Source organism: Streptomyces sp. NPDC048337 (genome assembly GCF_043201175.1).
Taxonomy (GTDB): domain Bacteria; phylum Actinomycetota; class Actinomycetes; order Streptomycetales; family Streptomycetaceae; genus Streptomyces.
The window spans coordinates 156,805-174,989 of the sequence record NZ_JBICYR010000011.1 but is presented as its reverse complement, the minus strand read 5'-3'; the positions used below and the strand labels follow the sequence as shown (position 1 = coordinate 174,989).

The window sequence follows — 18,185 nt, the reverse complement described above, 5'->3', positions numbered from 1 at the left end:
CAACATAGGCGACCGCCGGGCCGGCTGTCCGCATCCCGCACGACGGAATATCGACGTACGGGCGGGAGGCCGGCCGCGCGCGGGGCCGCCGAGCTCCCCGTCAGTTCTGGGTGACGGTGCCCTTCTCGATCTTGACCTCGGTCTTCGGGGCCCCGTCCTGGCCGCCGTCGGCCGTACCGGCCTTGGCCACGTCCTCCAGGACCTTCAGGCCGGCCGCGTCGATCTTGCCGAACGGCGTGTACGAGGGCGCCAGCGGGCTGTCCTTGTAGACGAGGAAGAACTGGCTGCCGCCCGAGCCCGGCTGGCCCGTGTTGGCCATCGCCACCGTGCCGGCCGGGTAGACGACCTGGCCCTGCTCGTTCGCCTTGCCCAGGGAGTCCAGGTTCTCGTCCGCGATGGTGTAGCCGGGGCCGCCCATGCCGGTGCCCTGCGGGTCGCCGCACTGCAGCACGTAGATCCCGCCGGTCGTCAGCCGGTGGCACTTGGTGTTGTCGAAGAAGCCCTTGTCGGCGAGCGACTTGAAGGAGTTCACCGTCTGCGGGGTCTTCGCCGCGTCCATCACGAAGCCGATGTCGCCCGCGCTGGTCTTCAGGGCGAAGGTGTACTTCGCCTTCTGGTCGATGGCCATCCCGGGCGACGGGGACTGCTTGGGCGTCGGCGAGGCCGACGGGTTGGCCGACGGGTCCGCCGCCTGGTCCTTCTTGTCCTTGTCGAAGACGCCGCCCACGATGAGGCCGACCAGCGTCGCGACCACCACGGCCACCGCCGCGCCGATGATCGCCGTGCGCTGCCGGGTCTTGCGGCGGGCCTCGGCCCGGCGCTTCTGCTGGCGCTCGTACTTCTCCCTGGCGAGCTGTCGCCGTCGCTGATCGCTCGTGACCACCGGGTCGTCTCCTTGTGCGTGTCTGGTACCGCTGTCCGGGCTGGGCTAGCCCGTACCGTATATGGGTTAGCTGTGTGATGAAGGGCGCCGGTAGGCTCTGAGCAGCAGCATTCCGATCTGCAAGCTCCCGCCGGAACGACGATTGAGGACGAACGTGCTGATTGCCGGGTTCCCCGCAGGGGCTTGGGGCACCAACTGCTATGTGGTCGCCCCCGCCGCCGGCGAGGAGTGCGTCATCATCGACCCGGGCCACCAGGCCACCCAGGGTGTCGAGGAGACGCTGAAGAAGCATCGGCTCAAGCCCGTCGCGGTCGTGCTGACCCACGGCCACATCGATCATGTGGCCTCGGTCGTCCCGGTGTGCGGAGCACACGACGTACCGGCCTGGATCCACCCCGAGGACCGCTACATGATGAGCGACCCGGAGAAGGCCCTCGGCCGCTCCATCGGGATGCCGCTCATGGGCGAGCTCACCGTGGGCGAACCGGACGACGTCCGCGAGCTGACCGACGGTGCCGCGCTGAAGCTGGCCGGAATGGACTTCTCCGTGGCGCACGCGCCGGGGCATACCAAGGGGTCGGTGACCTTCAGGATGCCCGAGCTGGCCGCCACTCCTCAAAATCAGGGGTGTCCGCCGGTCTTCTTCTCGGGCGATCTGCTCTTCGCCGGCTCCATCGGACGCACCGACCTGCCCGGCGGCTCCCACGCCGAGATGCTCGAGTCGCTGGCCCGCGTGTGCCTGCCGCTCGACGACTCGACCGTGGTGCTGTCCGGCCACGGTCCCCAGACCACCATCGGCCGCGAGCGCGCGACCAACCCGTACCTGCGGGAGGTCGCGGCCGGCCTGGCAGCGGACCCGACCGCCGCTCCACGACGAGGAATGTGACGAGAGTTTCGTGGCAACTTTTCAGGCCCCCAAGGGCACGTACGACCTGATTCCGCCGGTATCCGTGAACTACCTGGCGGTGCGCGAGGCCATCGCGGCCCCGCTTCGGAATTCCGGCTACGGCTACATCGAGACGCCCGGTTTTGAGGACGTCGGCCTCTTCGCCCGAGGCGTTGGCGAGTCCACCGACATCGTCTCCAAGGAGATGTACGCCTTCGAGACCAAGGGCGGCGACCAACTGGCCCTGCGCCCCGAGGGCACTGCCTCCGTGCTGCGCGCGGCGCTGGAGGCGAGCCTCCACAAGAAGGGCAACCTGCCCGTCAAGCTCTGGTACTCGGGCTCGTACTACCGCTACGAGAAGCCGCAGGCGGGCCGCTACCGCCACTTCTCGCAGGTCGGTGCCGAGGCCATCGGTGCCGAGGACCCGGCGCTGGACGCCGAGCTGATCATCCTGGCCGACCAGGCGTACCGCTCGCTGGGTCTGCGCAACTTCCGGATCCTGCTGAACTCGCTGGGCGACAAGGAGTGCCGCCCGGTGTACCGGGAAGCGCTCCAGGCCTTCCTGCGCGGGCTCGACCTCGACGAGGAGACCGTCCGCCGGGCCGAGATCAACCCGCTGCGCGTCCTCGACGACAAGCGGACCGAGGTGCAGAAGCAGCTTGTCGGCGCGCCGGTGCTGCGCGACTACCTGTGCGACGCGTGCAAGGCGTACCACGAGGAGGTGCGAGCGCTGATCACGGCGGCCGGCGTGGCCTTCGAGGACGACGAGAAGCTTGTGCGCGGGCTGGACTACTACACGCGGACCACCTTCGAGTTCGTGCACGGCGGTCTGGGCTCGCAGTCGGCGGTCGGCGGCGGCGGTCGTTACGACGGTCTGTCCGAGATGATCGGCGGACCGGCGCTGCCGTCGGTCGGCTGGGCGCTGGGCGTGGACCGGACGGTGCTCGCGCTCCAGGCCGAGGGCGTCGAACTCGACATCCCGGCGGCGACGTCGGTGTTCGCGGTGGCCCTGGGCGAAGCCAAGCCGGTTGTGTTCGGGCTGGTGACGCAGCTGCGCAAGGCGGGCGTCGCGGCGGACATGTCGTACGGCGGCAAGGGTCTCAAGGGCGCGATGAAGGACGCGAACCGCAGCGGTGCGCGTTTCGCGATCGTCGCGGGAGACCGGGACCTCGCCGAGGGCGTGGTCCAGCTGAAGGACATGGAGTCCGGCGAGCAGGCTCCGGTCGCGGTGGCCGAGGTGGTCGAGGTACTGCGCGCGAAGCTGGCCTGAGCAGGCCGCCTGGTGGGAAGGGGTGGGGGAGCCGCTGTGCGGCCCCCGCCCCTTCCGCGTTGTGGAGCTCTGCCCGGGCCGGCATCCGCCCCCGCGGGCTTATCCCGATCGAACGGTGGCCCCGCGGCGCGATGCGGCAGAATGGCCGGGGCTTGATGACCTTGCAGATGTGGAGCGGGCGGGATGACGACACGAGGCACGGACGCGGACACCGCCCCGAGGACGATCGGGGGCAGCCGAGCGCTGGCCCTGCTGCTGGTGATCACCGGGGCCGCGGGGCTGCTCGCCGCCTGGGTGATCACGCTCGACAAGTTCAAGCTGCTGGAGGACCCGAACTTCACCCCGGGCTGCAGCCTGAACCCGATCGTCTCCTGCGGCAACATCATGAAGAGCGAACAGGCGGCCGCCTTCGGCTTCCCGAACCCCATGCTGGGCCTGGTCGCCTACGGGATCGTGATCTGCGTCGGCATGAGCCTGCTGGCCGGGGCCCGCTTCCGCCGCTGGTACTGGCTGACCTTCAACGCCGGCACCCTCTTCGGCGTCGGGTTCTGCGCCTGGCTGACGTACCAGTCGCTGTACAACATCAACTCGCTGTGCCTGTGGTGCTGCCTGGCCTGGGTCGCCACGATCCTCATGTTCTGGTACGTCACCTCGCACAACGTGCGCCAGGGCCTGCTGCCCGCACCGGGCTGGCTCAAGGGCTTCCTCGACGAGTTCACCTGGGTGCTCCCGGTGCTGCACATCGGGATCATCGGGATGCTGATCCTGACGCGCTGGTGGGACTTCTGGACCTCGTAGGACCCGTACGGGCGGCGGGCACTGTCGGTGGGCTCGCATAGGCTTCCGGTGTGGAACCAGACCTGTTCACCGCCGCTGCCGAAGACCGCCGGGAGAAGGATCCCGCGAGCTCCCCGCTCGCCGTCCGGATGCGCCCGCGCACCCTGGACGAGGTGGTCGGACAGCAGCACCTGCTGAAGCCGGGTTCGCCGCTGCGGCGGCTGGTGGGGGAAGGGGCCGGGGGACCGGCCGGTGCCTCCTCGGTGATCCTCTGGGGGCCGCCGGGGATCGGAAAGACCACCCTCGCGTACGTCGTCAGCCAGGCCACGCAGAAGCGGTTCGTGGAGCTGTCGGCCATCACGGCGGGTGTGAAGGAGGTCCGGGCCGTCATCGAGGGCGCGAAGCGGGCGGCCGGCGGCTACGGCAAGGAGACCGTCCTCTTCCTCGACGAGATCCACCGCTTCAGCAAGGCGCAGCAGGACTCGCTGCTCCCGGCCGTCGAGAACCGCTGGGTGACGCTGATCGCGGCGACCACGGAGAACCCGTACTTCTCGATCATCTCCCCGTTGCTGTCGCGCTCGCTGCTGCTGACGCTGGAGCCGCTGACCGACGAGGACCTGAGCGGGCTGATGCGGCGGGCGCTGACGGAGGAGCGGGGCCTGGGCGGCGCCGTGACCCTGCCGGCGGACGCGGAGGCACACCTGCTGCGGATCGCCGGCGGCGACGCGCGGCGGGCGCTGACGGCGCTGGAGGCCGGTGCCGGTTCGGCGATCGCCAAGGGGGAGTCCGAGATCAGCCTCCAGACGGTGGAGGAAGCGGTCGACCGGGCGGCGGTCAAGTACGACCGGGACGGTGACCAGCACTACGACGTGGCGAGCGCGCTGATCAAGTCGATCCGGGGCTCGGACGTGGACGCGGCGCTGCACTACCTGGCGCGGATGATCGAGGCGGGGGAGGATCCCCGGTTCATCGCGCGGCGCCTGATGATCTCGGCGAGCGAGGACATCGGCCTGGCGGACCCCACGGCCCTGCCGCTCGCGGTGGCCGCGGCGCAGGCGGTGGCGATGATCGGCTTCCCGGAGGCGGCGCTGACGCTGTCGCACGCCACGATCGCGCTGGCGCTGGCCCCGAAGTCGAACACGGCCACGACGGCGATCGGCGCCGCGCTGGCGGATGTCCGGGCGGGACTGGCGGGGTCGGTGCCGACGCATTTGCGGGACGGGCACTACAAGGGCGCGGCGAAGCTGGGGCATGCGGTGGGGTACGTCTACCCGCACGATGTGCCGGGCGGCATCGCGGCGCAGCAGTATGCGCCGGACGAGGTGCACGGGAAGCGGTATTACGAGCCGACGCGGTACGGGGCGGAGTCCCGCTACGCGGATGTGGTGGAGAAGGTCCGCGAACGCCTCCGCGGCACCGGCTCCTGAGCGCCCCCGGCCTCCCTGGGGCTCCGCCCCAGCGCCCGCGCCTCAAACGCCGGCGAGGCTGGATTTTGGCTGCTGCCGTCCGCCTGGTGCGGCTGGATTGCCCGCAGGGCAATTCCAGCCCCGTCGGCGTCTGAGGCGGGAACGGTGGAAGGGCGGGTAGGGGACCGCTCCGCGCAGCGGCAGCGTGTCGGCAGGGCCGGGCGAAGGGCCCGGAGGGGATTGCTCCGCGGAGCGGGGTCGTGTCGGAGGGTGTGCCCGGGCGGCGAGGCCTAGGCTCCCGGCATGGACCGCCGGATTCCCATCGTGGCCGCCGCAGCGGCACTGCTGATCGGCGGGTGCCATCACGGCGACGCCGAGAAGGCACAGGCCGGCGCCGCCGCCCTGGTGGCGCAGGTGCCGCTCGCCAGTGCCGGGTTTCCGCCCGGCGCCGCCACCGCCAAGGACCAGCTGGCCCGGCTGAAGGTGGAGTGGGGCAGGAACTGGCAGACGTACAAGCGGGAGAACTTCGGCCGCTACTGGTCCGACGAGACCGACGGCGTCGGTGGGCGCAACGGCTGTGACACCCGCGACGACGTGCTGCGCCGGGACCTCAAGGAGCTGCGCGAGGGGGATCGGAACCCCTGCGTCGTGCTGTCCGGGGTGCTGCACGACCCCTACACGGGGAAGGAGCTCCCCTACTCCTACCGGCGCGCCTCCCAGATCCAGACCGACCACGTCGTCGCGCTCGGCGCCGCCTGGCGGGGCGGTGCGTACACGTGGACCCCGCAGCGCAGGCTGGAGTACGCGAACGACCTCGACGTCCTGCTCGCCGTGGACAAGCAGACCAACCAGGACAAGGGCAGCAAGACCGCCGACAAGTGGAAGCCGCCGGTCAAGGGCTACTGGTGCGAGTACGCGCGCCGCTACACCGGGGTCAAGGCCAAGTACGGGCTGTCCGTGACCCCGCCGGAGAAGCTCGCGCTCCAGGACATGCTCGGCACCTGTCCCTAGCTGCCCGCCGCCGCGAACAACGTGTGCATCGCGCGGCGCAGGCCGCAGATGTCCGCCACCGGCTCCGGGAAGTCGAAGCGGGCGTCGAAGGAGCCGGCCTTGCCGCCGCTGAAGCGGACGCGCAGGCCCAGCCGGTCGAGGGCGAGCGGGACGGCCGTCATGCCGTCGGCCTCGCGGGGGCCCAGCAGTCCGCACAGTTCGCCGATCCGGTCGCCGTGGGCGGCGTGCAGGTGCTGGAGCAGCTCCGCCTCGTGCCCGACCATCGGGTCCGGCTCGGCCGCGGCCAGGTCATCGGGGTCCACGTGTTCCGCGCCCCACAGGTCGTCCACCGAGATCTCGCCGACCTCCAGGCGCAGCAGCCGCCAGCGGGAGTCGGCCAGCCCCAGCAGTTCGCCCACCGGGTGCCGCTCCGCCAGCAGCGCGGCGCAGGCCGCGCGGTCGTCCCCGCGGACCGGCGTCAGCCACCCGGCCAGCCACGCGCGGCCTCGGATACGATGGGGCACGGACACCGGCGCCACATCCGTGATCTCGATCACGGCGGTGAGGTCGTCGTCCTGGGCGTATGCGGCTGCCCTGGCAGCCGCGGATTCCCCTGACACCAGGAGAATCACGTCCCCGTCCGGGGTGACGGTCCGAGCGGCCGGCATCCCTGTCCCGAGCTCTCCCTGGTCATGAGCACCTACGAGCGTGAGGGATACTGAGGCGTTGGACTCTACGAGGGTTCGTACGCGTTCGGCTCCGGTGAGCTGCCGAACGCCTTCCCTGGGACGCGGCTGACCTTGCTTATCGTCGGCGCAAGCGGATTCTGTTTCGTCTGAATCCGAACTGCGCTGCGCACTGGGCAGGGGGATCCCATGTGGTCGAGACATTACGTCCTCCTCGCTAAGGTAAGCCTCACCTAACTTACATGGAGGTAGGTTCCCCGTGAACCAGAAGCGACCCAAGGTCAAGAAGTCGCGTGCCCTCGGCATTGCGCTGACCCCGAAGGCCGTCAAGTACTTCGAGGCTCGTCCCTACCCGCCGGGCGAGCACGGCCGTGGCCGCAAGCAGAACTCGGACTACAAGGTTCGTCTGCTCGAGAAGCAGCGTCTGCGCGCTCAGTACGACATCTCTGAGCGTCAGATGGCCCGCGCGTACGACCGCGCCAAGAAGGCCGAGGGCAAGACGGGCGAGGCGCTGGTCGTCGAGCTCGAGCGTCGCCTCGACGCCCTGGTCCTGCGTTCGGGCATCGCCCGCACCATCTACCAGGCCCGCCAGATGGTCGTTCACGGCCACATCGAGGTCAACGGTGGCAAGGTCGACAAGCCGTCGTTCCGTGTCCGCCCGGACGACGTCGTGACCGTGCGCGAGCGCAGCCGCGAGAAGGTTCCGTTCCAGGTCGCCCGTGAGGGTGGCTACGCAGGCGAGGGCGAGACCCCGCGCTACCTGCAGGTCAACCTGAAGGCCCTGGCCTTCCGCCTGGACCGCGACCCGAACCGCAAGGAAATCCCGGTCATCTGCGACGAGCAGCTCGTCGTCGAGTACTACGCCCGCTGATCTTCCGGCAGGCGTAGCCCTCACAGGCTGGTGGAAGCCCGCCGTCCCCTCCGGGGGGCGGCGGGCTTCCGCGTTTCCCCACCCGGGGCCGCCCCGCGCTGCGCCCGCGCCACCAGCGCCTCCCGGCTCATCTCCCGCCCCTCGGCCGCGTGCGCGGCGTACCGCTCGGCGCCCAGCACCTCGCCCGCCCGCTCCTGGCACATCAGCCGCGGGGCGGTGAAGTACCCCGAGCCGAACAGCTGGAGCCCCACCCCGCCCCACATCGGCTCCGCCGCGCCCTGGAGCACCGCCGCCTCGACGGGATCGCCCTCCACGACCGTGACCAGCGCGAGCAGCTCCAGCGCGAGCACCAGCCCGACCAGATCGTGGAACGCGTGGTTGATCGCCACGCACTCCGTCAGCAGCCGCCGCGCCTCCTGCGTGTCCCCGGCGTCCAGTGCCCCGTAGGCGAGGACGTACAGCGCGTACGCCTTCGTCCAGCGCTCCCCGCGCTCCTCGCAGATCTGCCGGACCTCCTCGCACAGCGTGCGCGCGCCCGCCGGATCCCCCTGGAAGGCCAGCGCCATCGCCAGCTCCACCTGGCACATCAGCACGTTGCTGTTCAGCTCCCCGGCCGCCCGGTAGCGCTGCAGGGCCGAGCCCAGCAGCTCCCCGGCCCTCGCCATGTCGTCCGAGACCAGGGCCAGACAGCCCAGCCGGTGCACCGCGTAGGCCGCGGCCAGCGGGTTCCCGCTCTCCGCCGCCCCGTCCCGGCACTCGTACAGGGCGCGCATCGAGGCCACCGCGTCCCCCTGCAGGGCGGCCACGTAGCCCAGCACCCACAGCGCCTTCAGCCGCGAGTCCTCGTACCCGGCCGCAGCCCGGTCCGAGGCCTCCAGGGCCCGGTCCAGCCAGTGCCGGCCCTCGGTCAGCCGGCCGCAGCCCGCCCAGTAGAACCAGAGCGTGCCCGCCAGGTACAGGCCTAGGTGGACCTCGTCCGGCTCGTCCAGGCAGCACTCCAGGGCGAGCCGCAGATTCGGCAGCTCCGCCTCCACCAGCGCGGCCACCTCCTCCTGGCGCGGGCTGAACCACTCCAGCTCGCACCAGGTCGCCAGGCCCATGTACCAGTCGCGGTGGCGCCGCCGCAGCCGCGCCGCGTCGCCCGAGGACTCCAGCCACCCCGCCCCGTACACCCGTACGGTCTCCAGCATCCGGTAGCGCACCCCGGCCGGCGTCTCCTCCTTGACCAGCAGGGACTGGGCCAGTAGCTCCCCGACCAGGTCCAGCACCTCCTCCACCGGCAGAGCGGGCCCCGCGCACACGTATTCGGCGGCGTCGAGGTCGAACTGCCCGGCGAACACCGAGAGCCGCGCCCACAGCAGCCGCTCCGCCGCCGTGCACAGCTCGTGGCTCCAGCCGATCGCCGTACGCAGCGCCCGATGGCGCGGGAGCACCCCGCGCGCCCCGCCGGTCAGCAGCGCGAAGCGGTCCTCCAGCCGGGCCAGCACCTGATCGGGGCAGAGGGTCCGCAGCCGCCCCGCAGCCAGCTCCAGGGCCAGCGGGATCCCGTCGAGGCGGGCGCACAGCTCGACCAGCGGCGCCCGGTTGGCGTCCGTCACCGCGAAGGACGGGTCCGCCGCGGACACCCGGGCCGCCAGCAGGGCCAGCGCCTCCTCCGGGACCGGCGGGGCCAGCGGGAAGGCCAGCTCCCCGTCCAGGGCCAGCGGACGCCGGCCCGCGGCGAGCACCCGCAGGCCGGGGGAGCGGCGCAGAAGCTCCCGTACGAGCTCGGCGGCCTCCTCGACCAGCTGCTCGAAGCCGTCCAGCACCAGGAGCAGCCGCCGATCCGCCAGATGCTCGGCCAGCACCGTCCGCGGCGGCCGGGTGGTGTGATCGGTCAGTCCGAACGCCTCCGCGAGCGCCAGCTCAAGCAGCGCCGGATCGCGTACGGTCGCCAGCTCGGCCAGCCACATGCCGTCGCAGTAGCGTTCCTGCGCCCGCTCGGCGGCCGCCCGGGCCGCCGCGAGCACCAGCCGGGACTTGCCCACCCCGCCCACGCCGGTCACCGTGACCAGCCGGGAGGATTCCAGGAGCCGCTCCAGCTCGGCCAGTTCGACACCCCGCCCGACGAACCCGCCGAGCTCCGAGGGAAGATTGCCGTAGGCGGTGTGGGGAAGCGGTCTCTGGCGCATGGGACACGGAGGGTACTGGTCCGGAAGCGCTGCGTACAAGGCGATCCACCCGGTCCCCGAATTCCGGTACGGGCGGGGATCTCCGGCGCGATAGGGTCGGAGGGCGCGTCTTCAGCGCGGTTCAAGTACAGACAGAGAGCGGTGTGACGTGTCCGGTGGAGAGGTGGCCGGGATCCTCGTGGCCGTCTTCTGGGCCATTCTGGTCTCCTTCCTCGCCGCGGTGCTGGTGAGGCTGGCCCAGGTGCTCAAGGCGACCACCAAGCTGGTGGCCGACGTGACCGACCAGGCCGTCCCGCTGCTCGCCGACGCCTCCACGACCGTCCGCTCCGCGCGCACCCAGCTCGACCGGGTCGACGCGATCGCGAGCGACGTCCAGGAGGTCACCTCCAACGCCTCCGCGCTCTCCTCCACCGTGGCCTCCACCTTCGGGGGACCGCTGGTCAAGGTGGCGGCCTTCGGCTACGGCGTCCGCAAGGCGCTGGGCAAGGCCGACGATGTGCCCGCGAATCCATCCCGACGTAGCGTGATCGTTGGCCGTACGGTGCCGGCGGCCAGGCGCCGGAAGCAGAAGGGCTGAGACCACCGATGTTCCGCCGAGCCTTCTGGTTCACCGCAGGCGCCGCAGCCGGCGTGTGGGCCACCACCAAGGTCAACCGGCAGCTGAAGAAGCTGACGCCGGAGAGCCTCGCCGCCCAGGCCGCCGACAAGGCGCTGGAGGCGGGCCACCGCCTCAAGGACTTCGCCCTCGACGTCAAGGCGGGAATGACGCAGCGCGAGGACGAGCTGAACGATGCACTGGGACTCCACCAGGATCCCGACCGGCCCGACAACGTCACCGCCCTCCCCGGGCCGCGGCGGCTGCGGGCCATCGAGTACGACCCGCACGACAAGACCACCCACCGATCGAACCGCTCGACGGTCACGTACAACCGGAATGAGGACCACTGATGGAGTCGGCTGAAATCCGCCGCCGCTGGCTGAGCTTCTTCGAGGAGCGCGGTCACGCCGTTGTCCCTTCGGCGTCGCTCATCGCGGACGACCCGACTCTGCTGCTGGTCAACGCGGGCATGGTGCCCTTCAAGCCGTACTTCCTCGGCGAGACCAAGCCCCCGGCCCCGCGCGCCACCAGCGTGCAGAAGTGCGTCCGTACGCCGGACATCGAAGAGGTCGGCAAGACCACCCGCCACGGCACGTTCTTCCAGATGTGCGGCAACTTCTCCTTCGGCGACTACTTCAAGGAAGGCGCCATCAAGTACGCCTGGGAGCTGCTCACCAGCTCCGTGGCGGACGGCGGCTACGGCCTGGAGCCGGAGAAGCTCTGGATCACCGTCTACCTCGACGACGACGAGGCCGAGACGATCTGGCGCGACGTGATCGGCGTACCCGCCGAGCGCATCCAGCGCCTGGGCAAGAAGGACAACTTCTGGTCCATGGGCGTCCCCGGCCCGTGCGGCCCGTGCTCGGAGATCAACTACGACCGCGGCCCCGAGTTCGGCGTCGAGGGCGGCCCCGCCGTCAACGACGAGCGCTACGTGGAGATCTGGAACCTGGTCTTCATGCAGTACGAGCGCGGCGCCGGCGAGGGCAAGGAAGACTTCCCGATCCTCGGCGACCTGCCGTCGAAGAACATCGACACAGGTCTCGGCCTCGAACGCCTCGCGATGATCCTGCAGGGCGTGCAGAACATGTACGAGACCGACACCCTGCGCGTGGTCATGGACAAGGCCACCGAGCTGACCGGCGTGCGGTACGGCGCCGCGCACGACACCGACGTGTCCATGCGCGTGGTCGCCGACCACATCCGCACCTCCGTCATGCTCATCGGCGACGGCGTCACCCCCGGCAACGAGGGCCGCGGCTACGTGCTGCGCCGCATCATGCGCCGCGCCATCCGCAACATGCGCCTCATGGGCGCCACCGGCCCGGTCGTGCAGGACCTCGTCGACGTCGTGATCAACACGATGGGGCAGCAGTACCCCGAGCTGCTCACCGACCGCATGCGCATCGAGACCGTCGCGCTCGCCGAGGAGACCCGCTTCCTCAAGACGCTGAACGCCGGCTCCAACGTCCTCGACAGCGCCGTGACCGAGACCAAGGCCGCCGGCGGCACGGTCCTGCCCGGCGACAAGGCGTTCCTGCTCCACGACACCTGGGGCTTCCCGATCGACCTCACCCTGGAGATCGCCGCCGAGCAGGGCCTCTCCGTGGACGAGACCGGCTTCCGCCGCCTGATGAAGGAGCAGCGGGACAAGGCCAAGGCCGACGCCAAGGCCAAGAAGACCGGCCACGCCGACGTCTCCGCCTACCGGCTGATCGCCGACAACGCCGGCGCCACCGAGTTCACCGGCTACGCCACCACCCAGGGCGAGTCCACCGTCGTCGGCCTGATCGTCAACGGCATGCCCGCGCCCGCCGCCACCGAGGGCGACGACGTCGAGGTCATCCTCGACCGCACCCCCTTCTACGCCGAGGGCGGCGGCCAGCTCGCCGACCAGGGCCGCATCAAGCTCGACTCCGGCGCCATCATCGACGTCCGCGACGTCCAGCAGCCGGTCCCCGGTGTCTCCGTACACAAGGGCTCCGTCCAGGTCGGCGAGGTGACGGTGGGCGCCTCCGCGTACGCCGCCATCGACGTCAACCGCCGCCGGGCCATCGCCCGCGCCCACTCGGCCACGCACCTGACCCACCAGGCGCTGCGCGACGCCCTCGGCCCCACGGCCGCCCAGGCCGGTTCCGAGAACTCGCCCGGCCGCTTCCGCTTCGACTTCGGTTCGCCGAACGCCGTCCCCGGCTCGGTCCTGACCGACGTCGAGCAGAAGATCAACGACGTGCTCTCCCGCGAGCTGGACGTCACCGCCGAGATCATGAGCATCGACGAGGCGAAGAAGCAGGGCGCCATCGCCGAGTTCGGCGAGAAGTACGGCGAGCGCGTGCGCGTCGTGACGATCGGCGACTTCTCCAAGGAGCTGTGCGGCGGTACGCACGTCGGCAACACCAGCCAGCTCGGCCTGGTGAAGCTGCTCGGCGAGTCCTCCATCGGCTCCGGCGTGCGCCGTGTCGAGGCCCTCGTCGGCGCGGACGCGTACAACTTCCTCGCCAGGGAGCACACGGTCGTCGCCCAGCTCCAGGAGCTGGTCAAGGGCCGTCCGGAGGAGCTGCCGGAGAAGATCGCCTCCATGCTCGGCAAGCTGAAGGACGCCGAGAAGGAGATCGAGAAGTTCCGCGCGGAGAAGGTCCTCCAGGCCGCCGCCGGTCTCGCCCAGAACGCCCAGGACATCCACGGCGTCGCCCTCGTCGTCGGCCAGGTGCCGGACGGCACCGGCGCCGACGACCTGCGCAAGCTGGTCCTCGACGTCCGCGGCCGCATCCCGGGCGACCGCCCGGCCGTCGTGGCCCTGTTCACCGTGGCCAACGACCGCCCGCTGACCGTCATCGCCACCAACGAGGTCGCCCGCGAGCGCGGCCTCAAGGCCGGCGACCTGGTCCGTACGGCCGCCAAGACCCTCGGTGGCGGCGGTGGCGGCAAGCCGGACGTCGCCCAGGGCGGCGGCCAGAACCCGGGTGCCATCCCCGAGGCCATCGCCGCGGTCGAGCGCCTCGTCGTAGAGACGGTCTGATCGAGATGACACTGCGCCGCGGCCGCCGGCTCGCCATCGACGTGGGGGACGCCCGCATCGGAGTCGCCTCGTGCGATCCCGACGGGGTGTTGGCCACACCGGTCGAGACCGTTCCGGGACGGGACATCCCCTTCGCCCACCGGCGGCTGCGGCAGCTCGTCGAGGAGTACGAGCCCCTCGAAGTCGTGGTCGGCCTCCCCCGCTCGCTCAGCGGGCGGGAGGGGCCGGCCGCGGCCAAGGTGCGCGCCTTCGCGGGCGAACTCGCGAAGGGCATCAAGCCCGTGACGGTCCGTCTGGTGGACGAGCGGATGACCACGGTCACCGCCGCCCAGGGGCTGCGTGCCTCCGGCAGGAACGCGAAGAAGGGCCGGTCGGTCATCGACCAGGCAGCCGCTGTGGTGATCCTTCAGAACGCTCTTGAGACCGAACGGGTATCAGGTAATCCGCCCGGTGAGTGCGTCGAAGTGGTTGTCTGATCGCGATACGGTAACGTTCCGCGCGATGAGACGGCATTCGAACAGCCGTCGCCCACGGAACGCCGGACTCCGTGGCCTTCGTCTCGCGGCTCTAGGGGACCGATGACTGAGTATGGCCGGGGCCGAGGCTCCGAACCGTGGCACCCCGAGGATCCCCTGTACGGGGACCAGGGGTGGACCGGGCACCAGACCCAGCAGGGTCAGGCGCCCTACGGCGGCGATCCGCAGCAGCAGTACCCACAGGAACCGCAGTACCACCAGCCGTACCCGCAGCAGCCACAGCAGCCGCACTACCCCCAGCAGCAGCCACAGCACCCGCAGTACGCCCAGCAGCAGCACCAGGGCTACGCCCCGCAGCAGCCGGTGTACGACAGCCAGGGCTGGGACACCGGCCAGGGCCAGTACGTGGGAGCGGTGCAGACCGACCCCTACGCGGGCGCGGACCCGTACGCCTCGCAGCCCGTCCCCGTGTACCCGACGGGTGAGGCCCCGGACCTGTACACCACCGAGGAGGCCTACCCGCCTCCGCAGCCCCCGGGCCAGCGGCACCTGGCGCAACCGGCCGAGGACGTGGACGAGGAGCCCGAGGAGTCGTTCCTGGCCGGCGGAGGCCGCGGCGACGACGGCGACGAGCCCGGCGGCGGGCGCCGCTCCGGCCGCTCGAAGGGCGGCAAGCCGAAGAAGCGCAGCGGCATGGCCTGCCTGATCGCCGCCGTGGTGATCGTCGGCGTGGTCGGCGGTGGCGGCTACTACGGCTACAACTACCTCAAGGCCAGGTTCGGCGCGCCCGAGGACTACGTCGGTGAAGGTACCGACGAGGTGGTGGAGGTCGAGATCCCCAAGGGCTCGGGCCTCCTCCAGATGGGCGTCATCCTCAAGAAGGCCGGCGTCGTGGCCAGCGCGCAGGCGTTCGCCGACGCGGCCGCCAAGGCCCAGAAGGCTCCCGGCGGCAAGGCCATCCAGTCGGGCGTCTACCCGCTCAAGAAGCGGATGTCGGCCGCGGCCGCCGTCGCCGTGATGAGCGACCCCTCGAAGCTGCACATGGTGATGGTCACCGAGGGCATGCGCAACGTCGACGTCTACAAGGCGATCGACAAGAGCCTGGGCCAGCAGGAGGGCACCACCCACGAGGTCGCCAAGCGCGAGATCAAGAACCTCGGCCTGCCCGCCTGGGCGAACAGCAACCCGAAGATCATGGACCCGCTCGAAGGGTTCCTCTTCCCGGCGCGCTACGACCTCAGCAAGGACAGCACGCCCGCCTCCGTGCTCACGCAGATGGTCAAGAAGGCGAACGACAACTACGCGGCGGTCGGCATCGAGGGCAAGGCCAAGGAGCTCGGCCTCGACAACCCGCTGCAGGTGGTCACGGTCGCGAGCCTCATCAACGCCGAGGGCATGAACCACGACGACTTCAAGAAGATGTCCGAGGTCATCTACAACCGTCTGAAGAAGACGAACGACGTCACCAACCAGAAGCTCGAGTTCGACTCGACGATCAACTACCTCAAGGGCACGAGCAACATCAACGTCTCCCGCACGGAGACGAGGACGCTCGACCACGCGTACAACACGTACTTCTACAAGGGCCTGCCTCCGGGCCCGATCGGCAACCCCGGCGACGACGCCCTGAACGCCACGCTCAACCCCGACAAGGGCGGCTGGATGTTCTTCGTGTCCGTCGACGGAAACAAGACCACCTTCACCAAGACCTTCGACGAGCACGAGAAACTGGTCGCGGAGTTCAACGAACGGCAGAAGCAGAAAAACGGCGGGTAGGTAGGCATGTCACGCACAAGGGCCGCGGTGCTGGGTTCGCCCATCGAGCACTCTCTTTCACCGGTGCTGCACCGCGCCGCCTACCGGGAGCTCGGCCTCGACGACTGGTCGTACGACCGCTTCGAGATCGACGAGGCCGCGCTCCCGGGGTTCGTCGCCGGCCTCGGCCCCGAGTGGGCCGGGCTGTCGCTGACCATGCCGCTGAAGCGGGCGATCATCCCGCTGCTCGACGGGATCAGCGACACGGCGGCCTCCGTCGAGGCGGTCAACACCGTCGTCCTCACCGAGGACGGCCGCCGCCTCGGCGACAACACCGACATCCCCGGCATCGTCGCCGCGCTCCGCGAACGCGGCATCGAGAAGGTGCCGTCCGCCGCCATCCTCGGCGCCGGCGCCACCGCCTCCTCGGCGCTGGCCGCGCTCTCGCGGGTCTGCTCCGGCGAGGTCACCGCGTACGTCCGCTCGCGCGCCCGCGCCGACGAGATGCGGCAGTGGGGCGAGCGGCTCGGGGTCCCCGTCCGGACGGCGGACTGGTCCGAGGCGGCCGGGGCACTGGCCGCGCCGCTGGTGATCGCGACCACGCCGGCCGGTACGACGGACGCCCTGGCGGCCGCCGTACCCGAAGCCCCGGGCACCCTCTTCGACGTCCTCTACGACCCCTGGCCGACCGACCTCGCGGCCGCCTGGGACCGCCGGGGCGGCAAGGTCGTCGGCGGCCTGGACCTCCTGGTCCACCAGGCCGTCCTCCAGGTCGAGCAGATGACCGGCCGCACCCCGGGCCCGCTCGCCGCCATGCGGGCCGCCGGAGAGCGGGCGCTGGCCGCCCGTTAGGCTGCCCGCCTGCACAGTTGATCACGGGGGCGGCATGGAACAGTCGGGCACCGACCAGATACTCGCGTCGAAGTGGGACGTTCCCTTCGCGCTCTTCACCCTGCTCAGAGTGGCGTTCGGCGGCCTGCCGCTCTGGGCCAAGCTGATCATCTTCGGAATCATCGGTTCCGTCGGCGTGTGGATGGCGATCGCCTGGCTCCGCGAGCGCCGCGCCGGGGTCAGCTGACGGACAAGGCGTCCGATAGCTGGACCGGGGCCCGTCATACCCGTCCGGACATGGGAGGATCAGGTACGGCGGGTCAGGGCCGCGCACCCGATCGCGCCGTCGCTTTACCAGGCGCGAGCATAGGAGCATCGTTGAGCAGGTTGCGTTGGCTGACCGCCGGGGAGTCCCACGGACCGGCACTGGTTGCGACGCTGGAGGGCCTCCCCGCCGGCGTCCCGGTCACCACCGAGCTGGTGGCCGACCACCTGGCCCGGCGCCGGCTCGGCTACGGCCGCGGGGCCCGGATGAAGTTCGAGCAGGACGAGATCACCTTCCTCGGCGGCGTCCGGCACGGGCTGTCGCAGGGATCGCCGATCGCCGTCATGATCGGCAACACAGAGTGGCCGAAGTGGGAGACCGTCATGTCGGCCGACCCGGTCGACCCCTCGCTGCTGAAGGACACCGGCCGCAACGCGCCGCTGACCCGCCCCCGCCCCGGCCACGCCGACCTCGCGGGCATGCAGAAGTACGGCTTCGACGAGGCCCGGCCGATCCTGGAGCGCGCCAGCGCCCGCGAGACGGCCGCCCGCGTGGCCCTCGGCGCCGTCGCCCGGTCCTTCATCAAGGAGGTCGCCGGGATCGAGATCGTCTCGCACGTCGTGGAACTGGCCGCGGCCAAGGCCCCGTACGGCGTCTACCCGACCCCCGCCGACGTCGAGAAGCTCGACGCCGACCCGGTGCGCTGCCTCGACGCCGACGCGAGCAAGGCGATGGTCGCCGAGATCGACCAGGCCCACAAGGACGGCGACACCCTCGGCGGCGTCGTCGAGGTCCTCGCCTACGGGGTTCCCGTCGGCCTCGGCTCGCACGTCCACTGGGACCGCCGCCTCGACGCCCGCCTCGCCGCCGCGCTCATGGGCATCCAGGCCATCAAGGGAGTCGAGGTCGGCGACGGCTTCGAGCTCGCCCGGGTGCCCGGCTCCAAGGCCCACGACGAGATCGTCTCCACCCCCGAGGGCCTCAAGCGGACCTCCGGCCGCTCCGGCGGTACCGAGGGCGGCCTGACCACCGGCGAACTGCTGCGCGTACGGGCCGCGATGAAGCCCATCGCGACCGTGCCGCGCGCGCTGGCGACCGTGGACGTGGCGACCGGCGAGGCGACGGTGGCGCACCACCAGCGCTCCGACGTGTGTGCCGTGCCGGCCGCCGGCATCGTCGCCGAGGCCATGGTGGCCCTGGTCCTGGCCGACGCCGTCGTCGAGAAGTTCGGCGGCGACTCCGTCCCCGAGACCCGCCGCAACGTGCGGGCCTACCTCGACAACCTGCAGATCCGGTGACGG

General features: G+C 70.9%; 17 protein-coding genes. 14 read left to right on the top strand and 3 right to left on the bottom strand.

The genetic code is table 11. The features are described from left to right. Positions 1-100: 100 nt before the first annotated feature. Positions 101-883, bottom strand: coding sequence for a peptidylprolyl isomerase (locus tag ACGFYU_RS20010; protein ID WP_393828615.1), 783 nt, complete (start codon positions 881-883; stop codon positions 101-103). Positions 884-1,037: 154 nt separating this feature from the next. On the opposite strand from ACGFYU_RS20010, the gene ACGFYU_RS20005 reads away from it, so the two are divergent. The 5 genes from ACGFYU_RS20005 (at position 1,038) to ACGFYU_RS19985 (ending at position 6,233) form a co-directional block, all read left to right on the top strand. Next, positions 1,038-1,769, top strand: coding sequence for an MBL fold metallo-hydrolase (locus ACGFYU_RS20005; RefSeq protein WP_393828614.1), 732 nt, complete (start codon positions 1,038-1,040; stop codon positions 1,767-1,769). Between the two features lie 10 nt (positions 1,770-1,779). After that, entirely contained in the window at positions 1,780-3,039 is a 1,260-nt protein-coding gene (hisS, locus tag ACGFYU_RS20000) for a histidine--tRNA ligase (RefSeq protein WP_393828613.1), read from the top strand. Between the two features lie 183 nt (positions 3,040-3,222). Then, positions 3,223-3,837 carry a vitamin K epoxide reductase family protein gene (locus ACGFYU_RS19995; RefSeq protein WP_393828612.1) on the top strand — a complete coding sequence of 205 codons (615 nt, stop codon included), beginning with the start codon at positions 3,223-3,225 and terminating at the stop codon, positions 3,835-3,837. Between the two features lie 50 nt (positions 3,838-3,887). Next, positions 3,888-5,243, top strand: a complete 1,356-nt coding sequence (locus tag ACGFYU_RS19990; RefSeq protein ID WP_393828611.1) for a replication-associated recombination protein A — start codon at positions 3,888-3,890, stop codon at positions 5,241-5,243. Between the two features lie 282 nt (positions 5,244-5,525). Then, positions 5,526-6,233: an HNH endonuclease family protein gene (locus ACGFYU_RS19985; protein ID WP_393828610.1), complete on the top strand. Its 708-nt coding sequence runs from the start codon at positions 5,526-5,528 to the stop codon at positions 6,231-6,233. On the opposite strand, the gene ACGFYU_RS19980 is transcribed toward ACGFYU_RS19985, so the two are convergent. Then, complete coding sequence (locus ACGFYU_RS19980; protein WP_393828609.1) at positions 6,230-6,880, bottom strand: DUF2470 domain-containing protein; 651 nt, start codon at positions 6,878-6,880, stop codon at positions 6,230-6,232. The genes ACGFYU_RS19985 and ACGFYU_RS19980 overlap by 4 nt on opposite strands. 277 nt (positions 6,881-7,157) lie before the next feature. Between ACGFYU_RS19980 and rpsD the strand changes: the two genes are divergently transcribed. Further along, positions 7,158-7,769 (top strand): 30S ribosomal protein S4, encoded by a 612-nt coding sequence (rpsD, locus tag ACGFYU_RS19975; RefSeq protein WP_150520470.1) that lies wholly within the window; start codon positions 7,158-7,160, stop codon positions 7,767-7,769. A gap of 20 nt (positions 7,770-7,789) precedes the next feature. Here the strand turns inward: rpsD and ACGFYU_RS19970 are convergent, their stop codons facing one another. Continuing rightward, positions 7,790-9,940 carry an ATP-binding protein gene (locus ACGFYU_RS19970; RefSeq protein ID WP_393828608.1) on the bottom strand — a complete coding sequence of 717 codons (2,151 nt, stop codon included), beginning with the start codon at positions 9,938-9,940 and terminating at the stop codon, positions 7,790-7,792. A 148-nt stretch (positions 9,941-10,088) separates the two neighbouring features. Between ACGFYU_RS19970 and ACGFYU_RS19965 the strand changes: the two genes are divergently transcribed. The 8 genes from ACGFYU_RS19965 to aroC all read left to right on the top strand — a co-directional run bounded on the left by ACGFYU_RS19965 (position 10,089) and on the right by aroC (position 18,182). Further along, positions 10,089-10,517 carry a DUF948 domain-containing protein gene (locus ACGFYU_RS19965; RefSeq protein ID WP_393828607.1) on the top strand — a complete coding sequence of 143 codons (429 nt, stop codon included), beginning with the start codon at positions 10,089-10,091 and terminating at the stop codon, positions 10,515-10,517. An 8-nt stretch (positions 10,518-10,525) separates the two neighbouring features. Beyond that, on the top strand, positions 10,526-10,888 hold the full coding sequence (locus tag ACGFYU_RS19960; protein ID WP_393828606.1) for a DUF6167 family protein: 363 nt from the start codon (positions 10,526-10,528) through the stop codon (positions 10,886-10,888). Further along, the gene (alaS, locus tag ACGFYU_RS19955; protein ID WP_393828605.1) at positions 10,888-13,557 is read left to right on the top strand and encodes an alanine--tRNA ligase; all 2,670 of its coding nucleotides are present in this window, start codon (positions 10,888-10,890) and stop codon (positions 13,555-13,557) included. Before ACGFYU_RS19960 ends, alaS begins: the two co-directional genes overlap by 1 nt. Positions 13,558-13,562: 5 nt before the next feature. Further along, positions 13,563-14,033: a Holliday junction resolvase RuvX gene (gene ruvX, locus ACGFYU_RS19950; protein WP_030656200.1), complete on the top strand. Its 471-nt coding sequence runs from the start codon at positions 13,563-13,565 to the stop codon at positions 14,031-14,033. A 102-nt stretch (positions 14,034-14,135) separates the two neighbouring features. Then, positions 14,136-15,809, top strand: coding sequence for an endolytic transglycosylase MltG (gene mltG, locus ACGFYU_RS19945; RefSeq protein WP_393828604.1), 1,674 nt, complete (start codon positions 14,136-14,138; stop codon positions 15,807-15,809). A gap of 6 nt (positions 15,810-15,815) precedes the next feature. Continuing rightward, entirely contained in the window at positions 15,816-16,640 is an 825-nt protein-coding gene (locus ACGFYU_RS19940; RefSeq protein ID WP_393828603.1) for a shikimate dehydrogenase, read from the top strand. Positions 16,641-16,674: 34 nt separating this feature from the next. Next, a complete protein-coding gene (locus tag ACGFYU_RS19935) occupies positions 16,675-16,866 on the top strand; it encodes a hypothetical protein (protein WP_393828602.1) in 192 nt (63 codons plus the stop codon). A 131-nt stretch (positions 16,867-16,997) separates the two neighbouring features. After that, positions 16,998-18,182 carry a chorismate synthase gene (gene aroC, locus ACGFYU_RS19930; RefSeq protein WP_393828601.1) on the top strand — a complete coding sequence of 395 codons (1,185 nt, stop codon included), beginning with the start codon at positions 16,998-17,000 and terminating at the stop codon, positions 18,180-18,182. Positions 18,183-18,185: the final 3 nt, after the last annotated feature.